This window comes from Burkholderia sp. Ac-20349, from assembly GCF_017104865.1.
Taxonomy (GTDB): domain Bacteria; phylum Pseudomonadota; class Gammaproteobacteria; order Burkholderiales; family Burkholderiaceae; genus Burkholderia; species Burkholderia aenigmatica.
The window spans coordinates 14,739-30,800 of the sequence record NZ_JAAGPM010000045.1 but is presented as its reverse complement, the minus strand read 5'-3'; the positions used below and the strand labels follow the sequence as shown (position 1 = coordinate 30,800).

17 protein-coding genes and 1 pseudogene are annotated in these 16,062 nt (G+C 65.4%); 11 read left to right on the top strand and 7 right to left on the bottom strand.

Going from position 1 to position 16,062, the window contains the following annotated elements; genetic code table 11:
- The first annotated feature begins 127 nt into the window (after positions 1-127).
- Positions 128-1,339 carry an SDR family oxidoreductase gene (locus tag G3N61_RS16845; protein ID WP_043183514.1) on the top strand — a complete coding sequence of 404 codons (1,212 nt, stop codon included), beginning with the start codon at positions 128-130 and terminating at the stop codon, positions 1,337-1,339.
- 55 nt (positions 1,340-1,394) lie between these two features.
- Here the strand turns inward: G3N61_RS16845 and hpaR are convergent, their stop codons facing one another.
- Positions 1,395-1,835: a homoprotocatechuate degradation operon regulator HpaR gene (gene hpaR, locus G3N61_RS16840; protein WP_043183515.1), complete on the bottom strand. Its 441-nt coding sequence runs from the start codon at positions 1,833-1,835 to the stop codon at positions 1,395-1,397.
- Positions 1,836-1,987: 152 nt separating this feature from the next.
- Here hpaR and G3N61_RS16835 point away from each other — a divergent pair, with 152 nt between their 5' ends.
- From G3N61_RS16835 to hpaI, 7 genes are all read left to right on the top strand, one after another.
- On the top strand, positions 1,988-2,677 hold the full coding sequence (locus G3N61_RS16835) for a fumarylacetoacetate hydrolase family protein (protein ID WP_205823116.1): 690 nt from the start codon (positions 1,988-1,990) through the stop codon (positions 2,675-2,677).
- A complete protein-coding gene (locus G3N61_RS16830; RefSeq protein ID WP_205823115.1) occupies positions 2,674-3,438 on the top strand; it encodes a fumarylacetoacetate hydrolase family protein in 765 nt (254 codons plus the stop codon). The genes G3N61_RS16835 and G3N61_RS16830 overlap by 4 nt, the downstream gene beginning before the upstream one ends.
- 22 nt (positions 3,439-3,460) lie before the next feature.
- Complete coding sequence (gene hpaE / locus G3N61_RS16825) at positions 3,461-4,924, top strand: 5-carboxymethyl-2-hydroxymuconate semialdehyde dehydrogenase (RefSeq protein WP_043183519.1); 1,464 nt, start codon at positions 3,461-3,463, stop codon at positions 4,922-4,924.
- A gap of 160 nt (positions 4,925-5,084) precedes the next feature.
- Complete coding sequence (hpaD, locus tag G3N61_RS16820; RefSeq protein ID WP_089453112.1) at positions 5,085-5,933, top strand: 3,4-dihydroxyphenylacetate 2,3-dioxygenase; 849 nt, start codon at positions 5,085-5,087, stop codon at positions 5,931-5,933.
- A gap of 33 nt (positions 5,934-5,966) precedes the next feature.
- A complete protein-coding gene (locus G3N61_RS16815; RefSeq protein ID WP_043183523.1) occupies positions 5,967-6,359 on the top strand; it encodes a 5-carboxymethyl-2-hydroxymuconate Delta-isomerase in 393 nt (130 codons plus the stop codon).
- Positions 6,360-6,379: 20 nt separating this feature from the next.
- Positions 6,380-7,183 carry a 2-oxo-hept-4-ene-1,7-dioate hydratase gene (gene hpaH / locus G3N61_RS16810; protein ID WP_043183524.1) on the top strand — a complete coding sequence of 268 codons (804 nt, stop codon included), beginning with the start codon at positions 6,380-6,382 and terminating at the stop codon, positions 7,181-7,183.
- Between the two features lie 12 nt (positions 7,184-7,195).
- The gene (gene hpaI / locus G3N61_RS16805; RefSeq protein WP_205823114.1) at positions 7,196-8,002 is read left to right on the top strand and encodes a 4-hydroxy-2-oxoheptanedioate aldolase; all 807 of its coding nucleotides are present in this window, start codon (positions 7,196-7,198) and stop codon (positions 8,000-8,002) included.
- Positions 8,003-8,065: 63 nt separating this feature from the next.
- Here the strand turns inward: hpaI and G3N61_RS16800 are convergent.
- Positions 8,066-8,374 (bottom strand): annotated as a pseudogene (locus tag G3N61_RS16800) (helix-turn-helix domain-containing protein); the annotation flags it as partial.
- 310 nt (positions 8,375-8,684) lie between these two features.
- Between G3N61_RS16800 and G3N61_RS16795 the strand changes: the two are divergent.
- The 3 genes from G3N61_RS16795 (at position 8,685) to G3N61_RS16785 (ending at position 10,671) form a co-directional block, all read left to right on the top strand.
- Entirely contained in the window at positions 8,685-8,843 is a 159-nt protein-coding gene (locus G3N61_RS16795; RefSeq protein ID WP_205823113.1) for a hypothetical protein, read from the top strand.
- The gene (locus G3N61_RS16790) at positions 8,840-9,865 is read left to right on the top strand and encodes a DUF6396 domain-containing protein (protein ID WP_205823112.1); all 1,026 of its coding nucleotides are present in this window, start codon (positions 8,840-8,842) and stop codon (positions 9,863-9,865) included. The genes G3N61_RS16795 and G3N61_RS16790 overlap by 4 nt, the downstream gene beginning before the upstream one ends.
- A gap of 116 nt (positions 9,866-9,981) precedes the next feature.
- The gene (locus G3N61_RS16785) at positions 9,982-10,671 is read left to right on the top strand and encodes a DUF3304 domain-containing protein (RefSeq protein ID WP_205823110.1); all 690 of its coding nucleotides are present in this window, start codon (positions 9,982-9,984) and stop codon (positions 10,669-10,671) included.
- Between the two features lie 174 nt (positions 10,672-10,845).
- On the opposite strand, the gene G3N61_RS16780 is transcribed toward G3N61_RS16785, so the two are convergent.
- The 5 genes from G3N61_RS16780 to G3N61_RS16760 all read right to left on the bottom strand — a co-directional run bounded on the left by G3N61_RS16780 (position 10,846) and on the right by G3N61_RS16760 (position 16,000).
- Positions 10,846-11,196: a PAAR domain-containing protein gene (locus G3N61_RS16780; protein WP_205823108.1), complete on the bottom strand. Its 351-nt coding sequence runs from the start codon at positions 11,194-11,196 to the stop codon at positions 10,846-10,848.
- Between the two features lie 29 nt (positions 11,197-11,225).
- On the bottom strand, positions 11,226-11,600 hold the full coding sequence (locus G3N61_RS16775; RefSeq protein WP_205823106.1) for an ankyrin repeat domain-containing protein: 375 nt from the start codon (positions 11,598-11,600) through the stop codon (positions 11,226-11,228).
- 308 nt (positions 11,601-11,908) lie between these two features.
- Positions 11,909-13,000: a porin gene (locus G3N61_RS16770; protein WP_205823104.1), complete on the bottom strand. Its 1,092-nt coding sequence runs from the start codon at positions 12,998-13,000 to the stop codon at positions 11,909-11,911.
- 167 nt (positions 13,001-13,167) lie between these two features.
- The gene (locus G3N61_RS16765; protein WP_043183528.1) at positions 13,168-14,235 is read right to left on the bottom strand and encodes an ABC transporter ATP-binding protein; all 1,068 of its coding nucleotides are present in this window, start codon (positions 14,233-14,235) and stop codon (positions 13,168-13,170) included.
- A complete protein-coding gene (locus G3N61_RS16760) occupies positions 14,228-16,000 on the bottom strand; it encodes an iron ABC transporter permease (protein ID WP_089453088.1) in 1,773 nt (590 codons plus the stop codon). Before G3N61_RS16760 ends, G3N61_RS16765 begins: the two co-directional genes overlap by 8 nt.
- Positions 16,001-16,062: the final 62 nt, after the last annotated feature.

Below are 16,062 nucleotides of genomic sequence, written 5' to 3'. Positions count from 1 at the left end.
ATCGCGGGCCGCACGCCCGATCGGGACTGCCGGGGCGCGCGTCAGGCCCCGGCCCGGCCGGTGAGCCGTGCGCAGCCCGCAACCGCGGGCGTCGCGCCGCCCGGCCGACTCTTCGAAGGAGACTATCGTGCTGATCTGGAAAACCGCGTTGTCGCTCAACTGGCGGACGAGCCTCGTGTCGCCGGCCAGCGCACCGGTCGCGGCGGCGAACGTCGGGCGGCTGGTGCTGACCGGCGCAACCGGCTTCATCGGCAGTACCGTGCTGACGGCGCTCGTCAATGCGGGGCTGCTCGACCGCATCGTCTGCGTCGTGCGTGCGCAGGATCGCGGCCACGCCGTCGCGCGGCTGCGCGAGGCGGCGCTGCGAGCGGGGCTGGCGCCGTACTGGGCGTCGCGCCTGACCGATGCGAACGTGATCGTCGGTGCGCTCGGCGACGTATGGCAGGGCGCCGACGCGTCGCGCCTCGCCGCCGCGACGCACGTGATTCATTGCGCGGGCCATGCGTCGCCGGCCGACGGCGCACACCTGCGGGCCGACATCGCCGATGCGGTGCGCTTCGCCGAACGCTTCGCACGGGCGCCGCGCCTGCAGCGCTTCGTGTATGTCGGCACCGCCTACGCGCATGCGGGCCGCGGCGGGATCGTGCAGGAAGAGACGGCGGGCGACGCGGCGAACGACGTCGCGCACGACGAGGAAGGCCTGCCGGGCGCGGTGCTCGCGGCGGACTACCTGCACGCGAAGGCGCAGACCGAGCAGCGCCTGCGCGCGCTCGGGCTGCCGCTCGTCGTGGTGCGGCCGTCGCATGTGGTCGGCCACACGGTGCTCGGTACGCGGCCCGCGCCGAATTCGTTCTGGATGTTCCGCCTGGCGCATGCCGCGCGCCGCTTCACCGCGCGGCCGATGACGCGTATCGATATCGTGTCGGTGGACGACGTGGCGCGCGCGACGATGCTGCTGGCCGTCAAGCCGACGCTCGCACACGACCTGTATCACGTGTCGGCCGGCGACGAGGCGCCGCAGGTCGCGCAGATCGTGCGTGCGATGGACGAGGCGGCAGGGATGACCGGCGCGCCGCGCTACGCGGCGTGCGCGCCGGCCGAGTTGCCGCTGGTGGTGCGCGATGTGCTCGGGCGGACCGATCCGGCCCTCGAGCGCGTGATCGGCCGGGCGCTGCAGCGTTGCGGGGAATTCGCGACGGTCGATCGCGTGTTCGACAACCGCCGCGTGCGCGACGAAATCGATTTCGAGCCGTTGCCGTTCATCGACTACGTCGAGGAGTGCATGCGCACGTCGCGCGGCGTGGCCGTGACCGAGCTGATGCGCGGCGCGGTGCACTGATCGCCCGCGCTGCACTGGCCCCCGTTTCCGCCGCTGGCGGGAGCGGGGGCTGTCATTACGTGTTGCCGCCGAGCTCGATGAGCCGGTCGAGCGCGCGATAGATGTCTTCGAGGCCGTCCTGGCCGAACCGCGACTCGAGTTGCTGGTACTGCTCGTCGATCCGCGGACCGATTTCCGTGACCAGTTTCCTGCTTTGCGGCGTCAGGCTGACCAGCAGCCGGCGCTGATCTTCCTGCGCGCGCGTGCGCGTGATCAGGCCGTCGCGCTCCATCCGTTCCAGCACGCCGGTGAGGCTCGGGCTGAGGATGCAGCAGCGTCGCGCGATCTGTCCCGCTTCGAGTGCATGCGCCGGTTCGCCGTCGAGCACGCGGATGATCCGCCATTGCTGTTCGGTCAGCGCGAATTCCTTGAGAATGGGGCGAAACAGACCCATCAGCGTTTCGCGGGCCTCGAGCAGCAGCATGGCCAGGTTGCGATGGTCGAGCGTACGGTTCATCGGGGTGAGCAGTGGACGGGGACGCATCAATCTTAACAGCCGCCGGTAGTGAATTTCGCATATCAGGGTAATCGAGGTTGCCAGCGCCCGATTGTTTACTTAAGATGTTAACTATTGACGATGCGCCGCGACGCGCGGCAGGGGAATGACGCATGGAGCTGTCTTGCACGACCGCCGCGGCGCCGCCGTTGCCGGTTGCCATCGGTACTGTCTACGGTGCGCTGCTCAACGAGCGCGCGGCGCTCGACGCGCTCGGCGATGCCGTGAACGCGCCGCCTTACGGCCGCCCGCCGCAGGCGCCGATCCTGTACATCAAGCCCGCCAATACGCATGCGGCCGACGGCGCGGCCGTCGTCGTGCCGGCCGGCGTCGACGCGCTGGAGATTGGCGCGTCGGTAGCCGTGGTGTTTTCGCGCCGCGCGACCCGCGTGCCGGCTGAACGGGCGCTCGACTACGTGCGCGGCTTCACGCTCGCGAGCGACGTGTCGGTGCCGCATCCCGATTACTACCGTCCGGCCGTGCGCTTCAAGTGCCGCGATGGTTTCTGCCCGCTGGGCCCGACCATCGTGCCGGCCGCCGCGCTGGGCGATGTCGACGCGATCGGTCTGACCGTGCGGATCGATGGCGAGGTTGCCGTGTCTGCCTCGACTGCCACGCTGATTCGCCCGGTGCGCGAGCTGATCGCCGACGTGACGGCCTTCATGTCGTTCGACGCGGGTGATGTCCTGCTGCTCGGCGTCGCGGGCGGGGCACCGCGCGCCCGCGCGGGCAGCACGATCGAGATCGCCGCCGCCGGCATCGGCACGTTGCGGCACACGCTGATCGCGGAGGAAGCACGATGAAAACCGCACGCGTCATTTACAACGGCGCCCTGCATGCGGCCGAACCGGCCGACGACGGCGCGATCCGCCTCGATACGGGGCGCGTCGTCGCTGAGGAGGGGGTCGAATGGCTGCCGCCCGTCGCGCCGCGCACGACGTTCGCGCTCGGCCTCAACTATGCCGACCACGCGAAGGAACTCGCGTTCAAGGCGCCGAGCGAGCCGCTGATCTTCCTGAAGGGGCCGAACACGTTCATCGGCCACCGGTCGCGCACCGTGCGCCCGGCGGATGCGACCCACATGCATTACGAGTGCGAGCTGGCTGTCGTGATCGGCCGTCCGGCGCGCAACGTGAGCCGTGCGCAGGCGATTGACTACGTAGCCGGTTACACGGTCGCGAACGACTACGCGATCCGCGACTATCTCGAGAACTACTACCGCCCGAACCTGCGCGTGAAGAACCGCGACACCTGCACGCCGCTCGGGCCGTGGTTCGTGAACCGCGACGAGATCGGCGACGCGGGCGACCTGACGCTGCGCACGACGGTGAACGGCCAGGAGACGCAGCGCGGCAGCACGCGCGACATGATCTTCGACGTGCCGGCGCTGATCGAGCACATCAGCGGCTTCATGACGCTCTCGCCGGGCGACCTGATCCTGACCGGCACGCCCGAGGGGCTGGCGGATACGAAGCCGGGCGACGAGGTCGTCACCGAGATCGAAGGGATTGGCCGGCTCGTGAACACGATCGTCGGCGAAGCAGACTACTATCGCGCCGGCTGAGCCCGTCGCCCAAGGAGAGAGCATGACCATCAAGCACTGGATCGACGGCCGCGAAGTCGAAAGCCGCGAGACGTTCACGACGCTGAATCCCGCGACGGGCGACGTGATCACCGACGTCGCATCGGGCGGCGAGGCCGAAGTCGACGCGGCCGTGCGCGCCGCGAAGGAAGCGTTTCCGAAATGGGCGAACACGCCCGCCAAGGAGCGCGCGAAGCTGATGCGCAAGCTCGGCGAGCTGATCGAGAAGAACGTGCCGATGCTCGCGGCGCTCGAGACGCAGGACACCGGCCTGCCGATCGCGCAGACGAGCAAGCAGCTGATCCCGCGCGCGTCGGAGAACTTCAACTTCTTCGCGGAAGTGTGCGTGCAGATGAACGGCCGCACCTATCCGGTCGACGACCAGATGCTGAACTACACGCTGTACCAGCCGGTCGGCGTGTGCGCGCTGGTGTCGCCGTGGAACGTGCCGTTCATGACCGCGACGTGGAAGACGGCGCCGTGCCTCGCGCTCGGCAACACGGCCGTGCTGAAGATGTCCGAACTGTCGCCGCTGACGGCCGACCAGCTCGGCCGCCTCGCGCTCGAAGCCGGCATCCCGCCCGGCGTGCTGAACGTCGTGCAGGGCTACGGCGCGACGGCCGGCGATGCGCTGGTGCGCCATCCGGACGTGCGTGCGGTGTCGTTCACCGGCGGCACCGTCACCGGCAAGCGGATCATGGAGCGCGCCGGTCTCAAGAAGTATTCGATGGAACTCGGCGGCAAGTCGCCGGTGCTGATTTTCGACGACGCGGATTTCGACCGCGCGCTCGATGCGTCGCTGTTCACGATCTTCTCGATCAACGGCGAACGCTGCACGGCCGGCTCGCGGATCTTCGTGCAGCGCACGATCTACGACCGCTTCGTGCAGGAATTCGCGCGCCGCGCGAACAACCTGATCGTTGGCGATCCGTCCGATCCGGCCACGAATCTCGGCGCGATGATCACGCGCCAGCACTGGGAGAAGGTCACGGGCTATATCCGCATCGGCGAGCAGGAAGGCGCGCGCGTGGTCGCGGGCGGCGCGGACAAGCCGGCGGGCCTGCCCGACCATCTGCGCAACGGCAACTTCGTGCGGCCGACCGTGCTGGCCGACGTCGACAACCGGATGCGCGTCGCGCAGGAAGAAATCTTCGGGCCGGTCGCGTGCCTGATCCCGTTCGAGGACGAGGAGGAAGGGCTGCGGCTCGCGAACGACACGTCGTACGGCCTGGCTTCGTACATCTGGACGCAGGATGTCGGCAAGGTGCATCGCCTCGCGCGCGGCATCGAGGCCGGGATGGTGTTCGTGAACAGCCAGAACGTGCGCGATCTGCGCCAGCCGTTCGGCGGCGTGAAGGAATCGGGCACCGGGCGCGAGGGCGGCGAGTACAGTTTCGAAGTGTTCGCGGAGATCAAGAACGTGTGCATCTCGATGGGTTCGCACCACATTCCGCGCTGGGGCGTGTAACGGGCGCGGGTCGTCTGGCAGCACGCATGATTCCTTAGCCGGCACGCCGGCCAAGCATGGGGCTGGAGTAACCGCTAAAGCGCTAACTCCAGCCGACCGCGAAGCATGGGGCTGGAGTAACCGCTAAAGCGCTAACTCCAGCCGACAGGAGACTTGAACGATGGGCAAACTGTCCCTCGCCGCGAAGATCACGCACGTGCCGTCGATGTACCTGTCGGAATTGCCCGGCAGGCATCACGGCTGCCGCGAAGCGGCGATTCGCGGCCATCAACTGATCGGCGAGCGCTGCCGCGCGCTCGGCGTCGACACGATCGTCGTGTCGGACGTGCACTGGCTCGTCAACGCCGGCTATCACGTGAACTGCAATGCGCAGTTCTCGGGCACGTACACGAGCAACGAGCTGCCGCATTTCATCCGCGACATGCAGTACGCGTATCCGGGCAACCCGGCGCTCGGCCAGTTGATCGCCGAGACGGCCAGCGAGCGCGGGATCGCAACGCGCGCGCACGAGATCGACAGCCTCGAACTCGAATACGGCACGCTCGTGCCGATGCGCTACATGAACGCCGACCAGCACTTCAAGGTCGTGTCGATCGCCGGCTGGTGCATGTGGCATCAGCTCGACGAAAGCCGGCGCTTCGGCGAGGCGCTGCTCGAAGCGATCGAGAAGAGCGATTCGAACGTCGCGTTCCTCGCGAGCGGGTCGCTGTCGCATCGCTTCAACGACAACGGCAGCCCCGAGGAATCGATCCACCAGATCAGCCGCGAATTCTTCCGGCAGGTCGACCTGCGCGTGGTCGAGCTGTGGAAGCAGGGCGATTTCAAGACGTTCTGCGCGATGCTGCCCGAGTACAACACGCATTGCCACGGCGAAGGCGGGATGCACGACACCGCGATGCTGCTCGGCTTGCTCGGCTGGGATCGCTACGATAAACCCGTCGAGATCGTCACCGACTATTTCGCGAGTTCGGGTACCGGGCAGATCAATGCGATCTTTCCGTTGTCCTGAGCACTACGCCACGCATTCGACAGGAGACTCGCCATGCCCCATATCGTCGTCGAATACACCGCGAACATCCGCGACGACGCGCGCATTCCCACGCTACTGCGCACGATCAACGAAACGCTGATCGCGCAGGGCGGCGTGTTCCCGACGGGCGGCATCCGCTCGCGCGCGATCGAGCTGCACGACTACTGCGTCGCCGACGGCACGGAGGACGACGCATTCGTTCACGTGACGCTGAAGATCGGCTCGGGCCGCACCGACGCGCAGAAGAAGGCCGCGTGCGACGCGCTGTTCGACGCGATCAAGGCGCATTTCGCGGCGCTGTACGCGAAGCGCTACCTTGCGCTGTCGATGGAACTGACCGAGTTCAGCGAAAGCGGCTCGTACAAGCACAACAACATCCATGCCCGCTACAAGCGGGCCGGCTGAACCCCATTCCCGATCCGACCATGCTCGAACCCGCCATCATCGACCAGCTCGCGCAGCGTCTGCACGACGCCGAGCGCGAACGCAAGCAGATCCGCCAGATCTCGCTCGACCATCCCGACATCACGATCGACGACGCGTATGCGATCCAGCGCGCGTGGGTGGCCCTCAAGCTCGCGGAAGGCCGCACGCTGAAGGGCCACAAGATCGGCCTCACGTCGAAGGCGATGCAGAACACGTCGCAGATCGACGAGCCCGACTACGGCGCGCTGCTCGACGACATGTTCTTCGCCGACGGCGGCACGATTCCGACTGGCCGCTTCATCGTGCCGCGCGTCGAGGTCGAGCTCGCGTTCGTGCTCGGCAAGCGGCTGACGGGCCCGGACTGCACGATCTTCGACGTGTACGACGCGGTTGACTATGTGGTGCCCGCGCTCGAGATCATCGACGCGCGCAGCCAGTCGATTGACCCCGACACGAAGCGTCCGCGCAAGGTGTTCGACACGATCGCCGACAACGCGGCGAACGCGGGCGTCGTGATCGGCGGGCGGCCCGTGAAACCGCAGGACGTCGACCTGCGCTGGGTCGCGGCGATCATGTCGCGCAACGGCGTGGTCGAGGAAACGGGCGTCGCGGCCGGCGTGCTGAACCATCCGGCGAACGGCGTTGCGTGGCTCGCGAACCGGCTAGCGCGCTTCGACGTCGCGCTGGAGCCGGGGCAGATCGTGCTTGGCGGCTCGTTCACGCGGCCGTGCGCAGCGCGGCCGGGCGACACGTTCAGCGTCGACTACGGCCCGCTCGGGACGATCCAGTGCTACTTCGAATGAGGTGAGCGAACGATGCAGATGCCTTCGAATGTCTTCAAGGCCGCGCTCGCGCGCGGCGAGGCGCAGATCGGGCTGTGGCTCGGGCTCGCGAATCCGTACAGCGCCGAGGTGGTTGCGGGCGCCGGGTTCGACTGGTTGCTGATCGACGGCGAGCACGCGCCGAACACGGTGCCGACGATCCTCGCGCAACTGCAGGCGATCGCGCCGTATCCGTCGCATCCGGTCGTGCGCGTGCCGTGGAACGATCCGGTGATCGTCAAGCAGGTGCTCGATCTCGGCGCGCAGACGTTGCTCGTGCCGATGGTGCAGAGCGCGGATGAAGCGCGCGCGGCGGTGGCGGCGACGCGTTATCCACCGCATGGCATTCGTGGTGTCGGCAGCGCGCTGGCGCGTGCGTCGCGGTGGAATCGTGTCAGCGATTACCTGCATCGCGCGAATGACGAGATGGCCGTGCTCGTGCAGGTCGAGACGCGGGCGGGGCTTGATGCGATCGATGCGATTGCGCGGGTCGAAGGTGTGGACGGCGTGTTCATCGGCCCGGCGGATCTGGCCGCAGATCTTGGGCATCTCGGCAATCCGGGGCATCCGGATGTGCAGGCGGCAATCGACGGCGCGATCCGGACGATCAAGGCGGCCGGCAAGGCACCGGGGATCCTGAGCGCGGATGAGGCAGCCGCGCGGCGTTATCTGGAAGCGGGGGCGCTGTTCGTCGCGGTCGGCGTGGATACGACACTGCTGGCGAGGAGTGCGGAGCGGTTGGCTGCGCAGTTCAAGGGGAAGGGCGGCGAGGCCGTGAAGAAGGGGGACGGGACGTATTGACGAACCGGTAGCGGCTGGCGGTTTCCGCCTGCTGATGCGGCACACCCATCCGTCGCGGTGCGAACCCGCCTCCATATACCCCCCCGGCGTCATCCCCAACGCCCGCCGGACCATGTCGATGAACGCGCTCGCATTGTCGTACCCGGGATCGAGCGCGATCGTCGTCACCGGCGCGACATCGGCAATCCTTTCCAGCGCCCGCAGCAGCCTGGCCTGCTGACGCGACTGCGCGAACGTCAGCCCCGACTCGGTGACGAAGCGGCGATACGTCGTCCGCGGGCTGATGCCAGCCCATCCCTCCAGCTACCGGCTGTCCACGAGGTTCGTGGCCTGCGCGTTGACGATCTTCATGGGCCGTTGGTTCTGCGGCCGCGTGCGCCACAGCATCCCGGATCGTGCGAGGTCTCGCCAACCTCAATGCTGCACTGATCTGAGGACGGTTAGAATCGCGCTGGAGAACCCATCTCATGCCAATGAAAAAGAGTGCGCTCGTGACGGCCGCCATTGCAACGCTGAGTCAGCGAAGCGTGGCCATCGATAGGGCGTAAGTGCAGCTGAAGTGGCTGATATCCCTGCGGTGAATCTGAGTAACCGAGCATTTGAATTGCCTCATGGCGATGCTATTTAATACATCGGCCATCCGAAAGATAGGCCAGATACATTCAGGCGCAGGAATCGACGGATGAGCAAGAATCAAGACATCCAACATGCAGGTACGCAACCGATGACCGGGTTTGTGTTGCTGTTCGTCGACTGCCTGTGGGCCACGATGCCGTACCGTTCGGTCTCCGCGTCAAATGGTGGCGGTATCGGTGGCACTGACGAGTCGGGCCGCGCATGAAAATTTTGATTGATGCATTGCGCTTCTCGCTCGCCGCTTTACTGCTCGTCACCACGGCGCATGCAGGCGTCCTGACTTCCGTTGGTCATCAGTGGACCACTGCTACGTCTGATCTCCCACGCGACGAAAAACTGCCGCTCTTCGATCCACATCGAAAAGACTTCACCTGCGTAGTTGAGGCACAACGGGTGCCTCCAGTGGATCCACAGGCGGACATGTGGTTTCAGCAAGCGTTGACCTTGGACGATCCGGCCGTACCCGCTGACAACATCGACTATGCGAAGGTGTATCAGCTCTATCTACAGGCCGCTGGAAGAAACCACTGGAAGGCGATGCTGAACCTCGCATCGCTGATTTTGAGCAATCGTTCCGGCGTACCGGAACACGATCCCGAAGCCGCGATTCAGTGGGTCGAGAAGGCCATGAGGCTCGATATTCCCGATGCATACGACCGGATGGGCGTATATCACCTCGACGGGGTGGTCAAGGGCGGCGGTGCAAGCAAGGCGTACGCATTTTTCCAGCGAGCAGCCGATCTGGGGAGTCCGGCCGCGATGGCTTTCCTTGGCTACAAGCTGGCCGCGTCTTACGACAATCCCGGTGAGGGTTTCTGGGCCAACCAGGCGGTGGGAACCCGGATGCTCGAATGTGCGCTGGCACAGGGATATGGCGATGCCGCAGAGAAACTGGGTTTGATCTACGCCCGTCCCAATACGCTCGAGGCAAAACGCCGTGCACTGAACGTCTTGCATGAAGGCGTCAAGCTGGGAAGCGCCAAATGTGCCGATAGCCTTGCGGCGGAATTCGACGGGATGGACCTCGACAATGGCACCAACCTGGTCGGCCATATCGACAAGGCACGTGCAAGACGCTATGGCAAAGTCGCCGATGTCCTGAAGCTTTACGATGGGCGATTGAAGCTTCCCAACCTGGACAAGATATTGCCCATGCCGCCAGCGCCGCTCCCCAAATGGAACGGCGATATACAAACGCTGATCAATACCGCGAAGGCGGTCACTTAGCCGACGAGGCGACCAAGAGCGACGCCGCGCACGCGATGAGGTTTCGAACGCGCGTCAAGTCGCATTGGGTCAACGCCGGTCAGAAAGCAGTTCGAGGAAGCAAGTTGATTCGCTCAATGAAAAACGTACCAGCGCGCCGCAGCACGCGACCAGCAGCCATGCCGGTGCGGTTTCTGGCTGCGCTCGCGTTAGGCGTGCTGGTGGCCGGCTGCCATCAGGAGGCGTCGCAGGCAGGCGCTGCCGCGCAGGTGGTGCCTGCCGCCAGCGCGGTCGAGAATCCGGCGTCGGTCAGCGGATTGAATTACGCATCGTATGGGGTTGGAAGTTTCTCCATCACGGATTCCGAGGGTCGAAGCGGGGGAGGTCCGAACATCGCACCGGTTGGCAAGACCGGGGAACCGAGTGGGGGTGGCTCCGAATCGTGCTGCGTCTATGTGCCGGAGAAGTGGCGTGACGGCATGACGGTGCACGTGCGTTGGGAGCGTGACTCGCACCCATACGACGCCAACGACCGTAGCGGCGACCAATGGCTCGAAGCCGTGGCAAAAGTGCCGCCGTATGGACCCACGCAGTACAACTTCGTGGTGCAGTTCCTCGAGGACGACCGGATTCGCGTCCGCGTCGACGACGGCAGTTCGCTGGACAAGCCGGCCAGCAACGATCCGTATGTCGTTCAGGGTGTGCTCGACGCCACGGCGAACGCGCAGATGCAGGCGCTGCGCGTTCGCGACAAAGCGGCCGAGGCATACGACCGGCAACTGCAAGAAAGGGTGGATAAGGCGTTGAATCACGAGGCGGGCAAATGAGCCTGATCCAATAGCGGAAGTGCATGCCGGAGGCCAGGTCGTCCTGGCGAAGCGAAGCAGGCGTGGAGCGAGGGGCGTGCCAAAGCCGTTGATCCGAAGAGGGGCTGCATGGGCTATGACTGACTTCCGCCAAAAGAGGAACTTGGTGACGACCTATCCGAAATGCTGGTGATGTCACTCGTTCGCCAGAAATTCTTGTTGGCTAGCGATCAATGACGCGCCACATGCGGTTTTCATCCCGTCCAGCGCTACCGCGCGGCCTTCGATCGTGTACTGGCTCGAGCCTTGAACGATTGGATAAGCGCCGTTGCACTTCGGACACGAGACAATGTGGCCGACGCCAGATGCGGACCTGCCGTTCAAATTCGAGAGTCCAAAGCCTTGGAGCACCATACCGCCGTGATCCGTTGTGTCGCCTTTGCGGATGATGGCCTTCATAGTGAGGGATGCATCCGTCCAGAAATGAAATCCGACAATATCGTTCGATTGCCTGGCAGGAGCGTCGAGGTAGATGCTCGATGCCATGAAATCGGTATCGAAGTTGCGAAGCAGATCTATTTGCCCGTTTTCAGGAGGTGAATTATTTCGGTGTTTTTGCTGATCTCAGCAACGTCCAGAGGCGTTTGGTCGAATTCATTCTTCAATTGCTTCTTGGCTCCGCATTTCAGAAGAAATTTAACCGATTCTACTTGCTTCATCATAGCTGCCTGATGAAGCGGTGTATTGCCCAAGTCACCTACAATGTTCACATCGGCGCCAGCATCAATCAGCACTCTCATATCGTCAATGGCACACTTGCGCGCGGCAAGATGCAAGAGAGTATCGTCCACCGCTCCTCGTTGATTTGGGTCGGTCAGTTCAAGGCCCAAAAATTCAGGGTGGGTCTTGTACTTCTCAAAAACAGATTTCAGTTGCTCTTTTGAGGACATTTTGGCGTGCATTTCCTATTGTGATCATCCTTCAGATTCTGAAGGCGATTTTTCCAACCGGTAAGCTTTTGGTCATGCCGCCCTGGTAGCCACTTTTGATCCCATGCCTCGTACAATTTAATGCACTTCTCGGCATGGTCGATTTGTCGAGAACGTGTCGAACAGTCGTTACTGCCAGGAGGAGGCGTATCACAGAAGCCTTTAGCATATTGGTCGAGCCGTGCGGCGACAATCGGTGATTCACCGTCATGCCGCCGCGCGTGGGGCCAAAAGACAGCCCCGTGCGACACACGCCCGCCGCATCCGGCTCAGAACCGCTGCTGAATCCCCGCCGTCACCCCGACTTGCGTGGTGCCGTACCCGTTGACATCGCGCGATACGCCGACCTTCTGCCCGTGCTGCCCGATCGCAAACGCACCGGCCGCGTACAGCACCGTGCGCTTCGACAGTGCGTACTGCGCGCGCATCGACACGAGCGTCGGATCGGCGTCCGTGCCGCCCTTGATGTTCTGGTGATACACGGCGCCGATCAGCGAGAACGTCGGCGTGAACTGGTACGAGCCGCCGAGCCAATACATGTCGCTCAGCTGGTTCGCGGTGCTCGTGCGATACGCGCGCTTGTAGTTCCGATAGCCCGCCATCGTCTTCAGGTTGCCGAAGTCGTAGCTCAGGCCGGCATGAATCCCCTGGATGTAGTTGACCGGATCGGCCGGCGTCACGCTGTCGGACGCGCCATTCTGACGGTCGAACGCGACCACTGCCGCGAACGGGCCGCCCTCGTAGCCGATCGCCGCATCGTACTTCGAACTGGTCTTCACGCTGCCCGGCACGTTGCCGAAGCCGTACATCGCGCCGAACTTGAAGCCGCTGAATTCGCCGTCGTAGCGCACCGCGTTCGACGAGCGCGTGAACATGCCGTCCTTGCGGCCGCCGGTGGCCATCGACGACGTCGCCCACGAGTAGTTCTGCGCATACCCCATCGGGTCGAACGGCAGCATGTAGTCGTAGGTGACGGTGAAGTTGCGGCCGAGCGAGATCTCGCCCCACTTGCCTTTCAGGCCGACGGTTGCGCGGCGCCCGAAGATCGAATCGGGGCCGTCGTCGGACGCGCCGTTTGCGAGATCGATCCCGCTTTCGAGACGGAACACGGCCTTCAGCCCGCCGCCGAGATCCTCGACGCCGCGCAGGCCCCAGCGCGACGTGTTCTTGTTGCCGGACTTGAGCTTGTACGAATTGCCGCCTTGCGGCGCCGCGTGGTTGGCGAACTCGATGCCGGCATCCATGATCCCGTACATCGTGACCGACGACTGTGCGTGTGCTGCGCTTGCCGCGAGGCTGGCGACGGCGGCCGAGCCGGTCAGGACGGCGGCGCGAAGGGAACGTTCTGCGCGTGACTTCATTGACGGTGTCTCCTTGGTTCTTGTGAGTGGGTGAAACGGGGTGAAGCGAATGCGGCGCGCAGCACGCCGCGGCGGACGCGGGGGAGGCGTCCGCCGGACCTGCGTGTCATCGGTTGGCGGGATGCGCGCGACGTGCATGCGCGGCGGCGAGCGGGCCGCCGCGCGGGTCAGCCCGCTTTCGCGAACGCCCAGCAGTCGTTGGTCGGGAATTCGATCCAGTGCTTGCCCGCTGCGCGCGGCATGTGGCCGAACGCGCGCAGGCGCATGTCGCCGCAATGGAACAGGTATTCCCAGCGGTCGCCGAGATACATCGACGTGACGAGATCGGCTTGCAGCCGGTTCGCGCCCGGGCCGTCGGCGACCTGCACGCGTTCGAGGCGGATCACGGCCTGTGCGTCCTGGCCCGGCGCGAGCGTGTCGCGTGCAAGTGCGCGGATTTCCCAGCCGTCGCCCGCGAGCGTCACGCATTCACCATCGATCGCCGCGACGCGCGCATCAATCCGGTTGTTGCTGCCCATGAACTCGGCCGTGTACAGCGAGCGCGGTGCGCCGTACAACTCGGCCGGCGTGCCTTCCTGCTCGATGCGGCCGTTGCGCAGCAGCAGGATGCGGTCGGACATCGCCATCGCCTCGGTCTGGTCGTGCGTCACGCACAGGGCCGACAGCCCGAGCGACACGATCAGCTCGCGCAGCCAGGCACGCGCTTCTTCACGCAGCTTCGCGTCGAGGTTCGACAGCGGCTCGTCGAGCAGGATCACCGGCGGGTTGTAGACGAGCGCACGCGCAATCGCGACGCGCTGCTGCTGGCCGCCCGACAACTGATGCGGAAAGCGTGCCGCGAGATGGCCGAGGCCGAGCTGGTCGAGCGCGGTCTGCACGCGGCGCTTCTGTTCGGCCGGTGCGACGCGGCGCAGCTTCAGCCCGTAGCCGACGTTGTCGGCGACGGTGCGGTGCGGCCACAGCGCGTACGACTGGAACACGAGGCCGAGCGAGCGCTGCTCGACGGGCAGGTCGACGCGCTGCGCGCCGTCGAAGAACACGCGGTCGTCGAGCTGGATACGGCCGTCGGACGGCTGTTCGAGGCCGGCCACCGCGCGCAGCAGCGTGGTCTTGCCGCTGCCCGACGCGCCGAGCAGGCACACGACTTCGCCGGCCTTCAGTTCGAACGACACGCCCTTGAGGATCGGGTTGGCGCCGTAGCTGAGGTGCAGGTCGTCGACGATGAGCTTATCCATGAAGTTTCACTCCGAAACGCAGGGCCACGCCGAGACCGGCGCCGACCATCGCAATGTTGATGACAGAGAGCGCGGCGACCTGGTCGACGGCGCCGGTCGCCCACAGCGACACGAGCAGCGCGCCGATCACTTCGGTGCCGGGCGACAGCAGGTAGACGGCCGTCGAGTATTCGCGCTCGAAGATCATGAAGATCAGGAGCCACGCGGCGAGCAGGCCGAAACGCACGAGCGGCAGCGTCACGTCGAGCGACACGCGGCTGCGCGTCGCGCCGACGCTGCGGCCGGCTTCCTCGAGCTCGGGGCCGACCTGCAGCAGCGCGCTCTGGATGAGCCGCATCCCGTACGCGAGCCACACGACCGTGTACGCGATCCAGATGCTCCACATCGAATTCTTCAATTCACGCAGGCCGGGCACGAACAGGAAGATCCACAGGAACGCGAGGCCGGCGAGCAGGCCCGGCACCGCGCGCGGCAGCAGCACGAGATAGTCGAGCAGCTTGGTGGCCCAGTCGGGGCGGCGGTGGCCGGCGAACGCGACGAGCGAGTAGAAGCCGATCGCGAGCGCGCCGCCGATCACGCCGATGCCGAGCGTGTTGACGATCGCGCGCACCAGGTTGTCCTGCTCGAACAGCTCGATGAAGTTCGACAGTGTCAGCACTTCGGCGAGCGCGACGCCTTCGCCCCAGTTGGTCACGAACGCGCGCAGCACGATGCCGGAGATCGGCACGATCACGGTCAGCATCAGCCACAGCGCGACGATCGCGAGCGCGACCCAGCGCCATACGCCGAGCGGCAGCACCGTCGCGCGGCCGGCCTTGCCCTTCACGGTGACGAAGCGGTTGGCCGTCTTCAGCAGCCGGCGCTGCAGCAGCACGAGCGGGAACGTGATCGCGACGATGCACACGGCGACCGCGGCCATCAGGTGATACGACGGCACGCCGAGCTTGTTGGTCAGCTTGTACAGGTAGGTCGCGAGCACGAGGTGGCCTTCCGGATCGCCGAGCACGAGCGGCAGCCCGAACACTTCGAAGCCGAGGAAGAACACGAGCACGCCGGCGAACAGCAGCGCGGGCATCGTCATCGGCAGGCTGACGTCGAGCGCGACGCGGAACGGGCGGGCGCCCGTCACGCGCGCGGCTTCCTCGACGTCCGAGCCGAGATTGCGCAGCGCGGCCGACGAGTACAGGTACACGTGCGGCACGTGCGTGAGGCCGACGATCACCGTGATCGCGAAGATCGAGTACACGTTCCAGGGCACGTTTTGCACCCCGAACAGTTCCTTGAACCACACGGAGTAGAAGCCGACCGGGCCGGCCGCGACCACGTAGCCGAACGCGAGCACCATCGGCGACACGAACACCGGCGTGAGCAGCAGCGGTTCGAGCCAGCGGCGGCCGGGCAGGTCGGTGCGCACCATCAGGAACGCGAGGATGCCGCCGAGCGGGATCGAGATGAACAGCATCCCGCCGGCGATGATGAACGAGTTCTTCACGGCCGACCAGAAGTCGGGATCGCTGAAGATGAAGCGGAAACCTTCGATGCCGAGCGTCTTGTTCGCGTCGAAGAACGGCGCGGACAGCAGGCTCTGGAACAGGATGAAGCCGAGCGGCAGCGCGACCGCGACGGTCAGTACCGCGACGACGATCCAGCGCAGCATGCCGGCGAGCGGCTGCAGGCCGTTGGCCGGCAGCGCGGGAATCGCGTCGCGCGGGCCGGTGGTGGGCGGCACGGCCGGTGCCGTTCCGCGGGTGCTGGTTGAAAGCATGAGTTCGCCCCTGCGGCCATCCGGATGGCCGCCTCAAGGAAGTCGGTAAGGGGAAGGGGCCG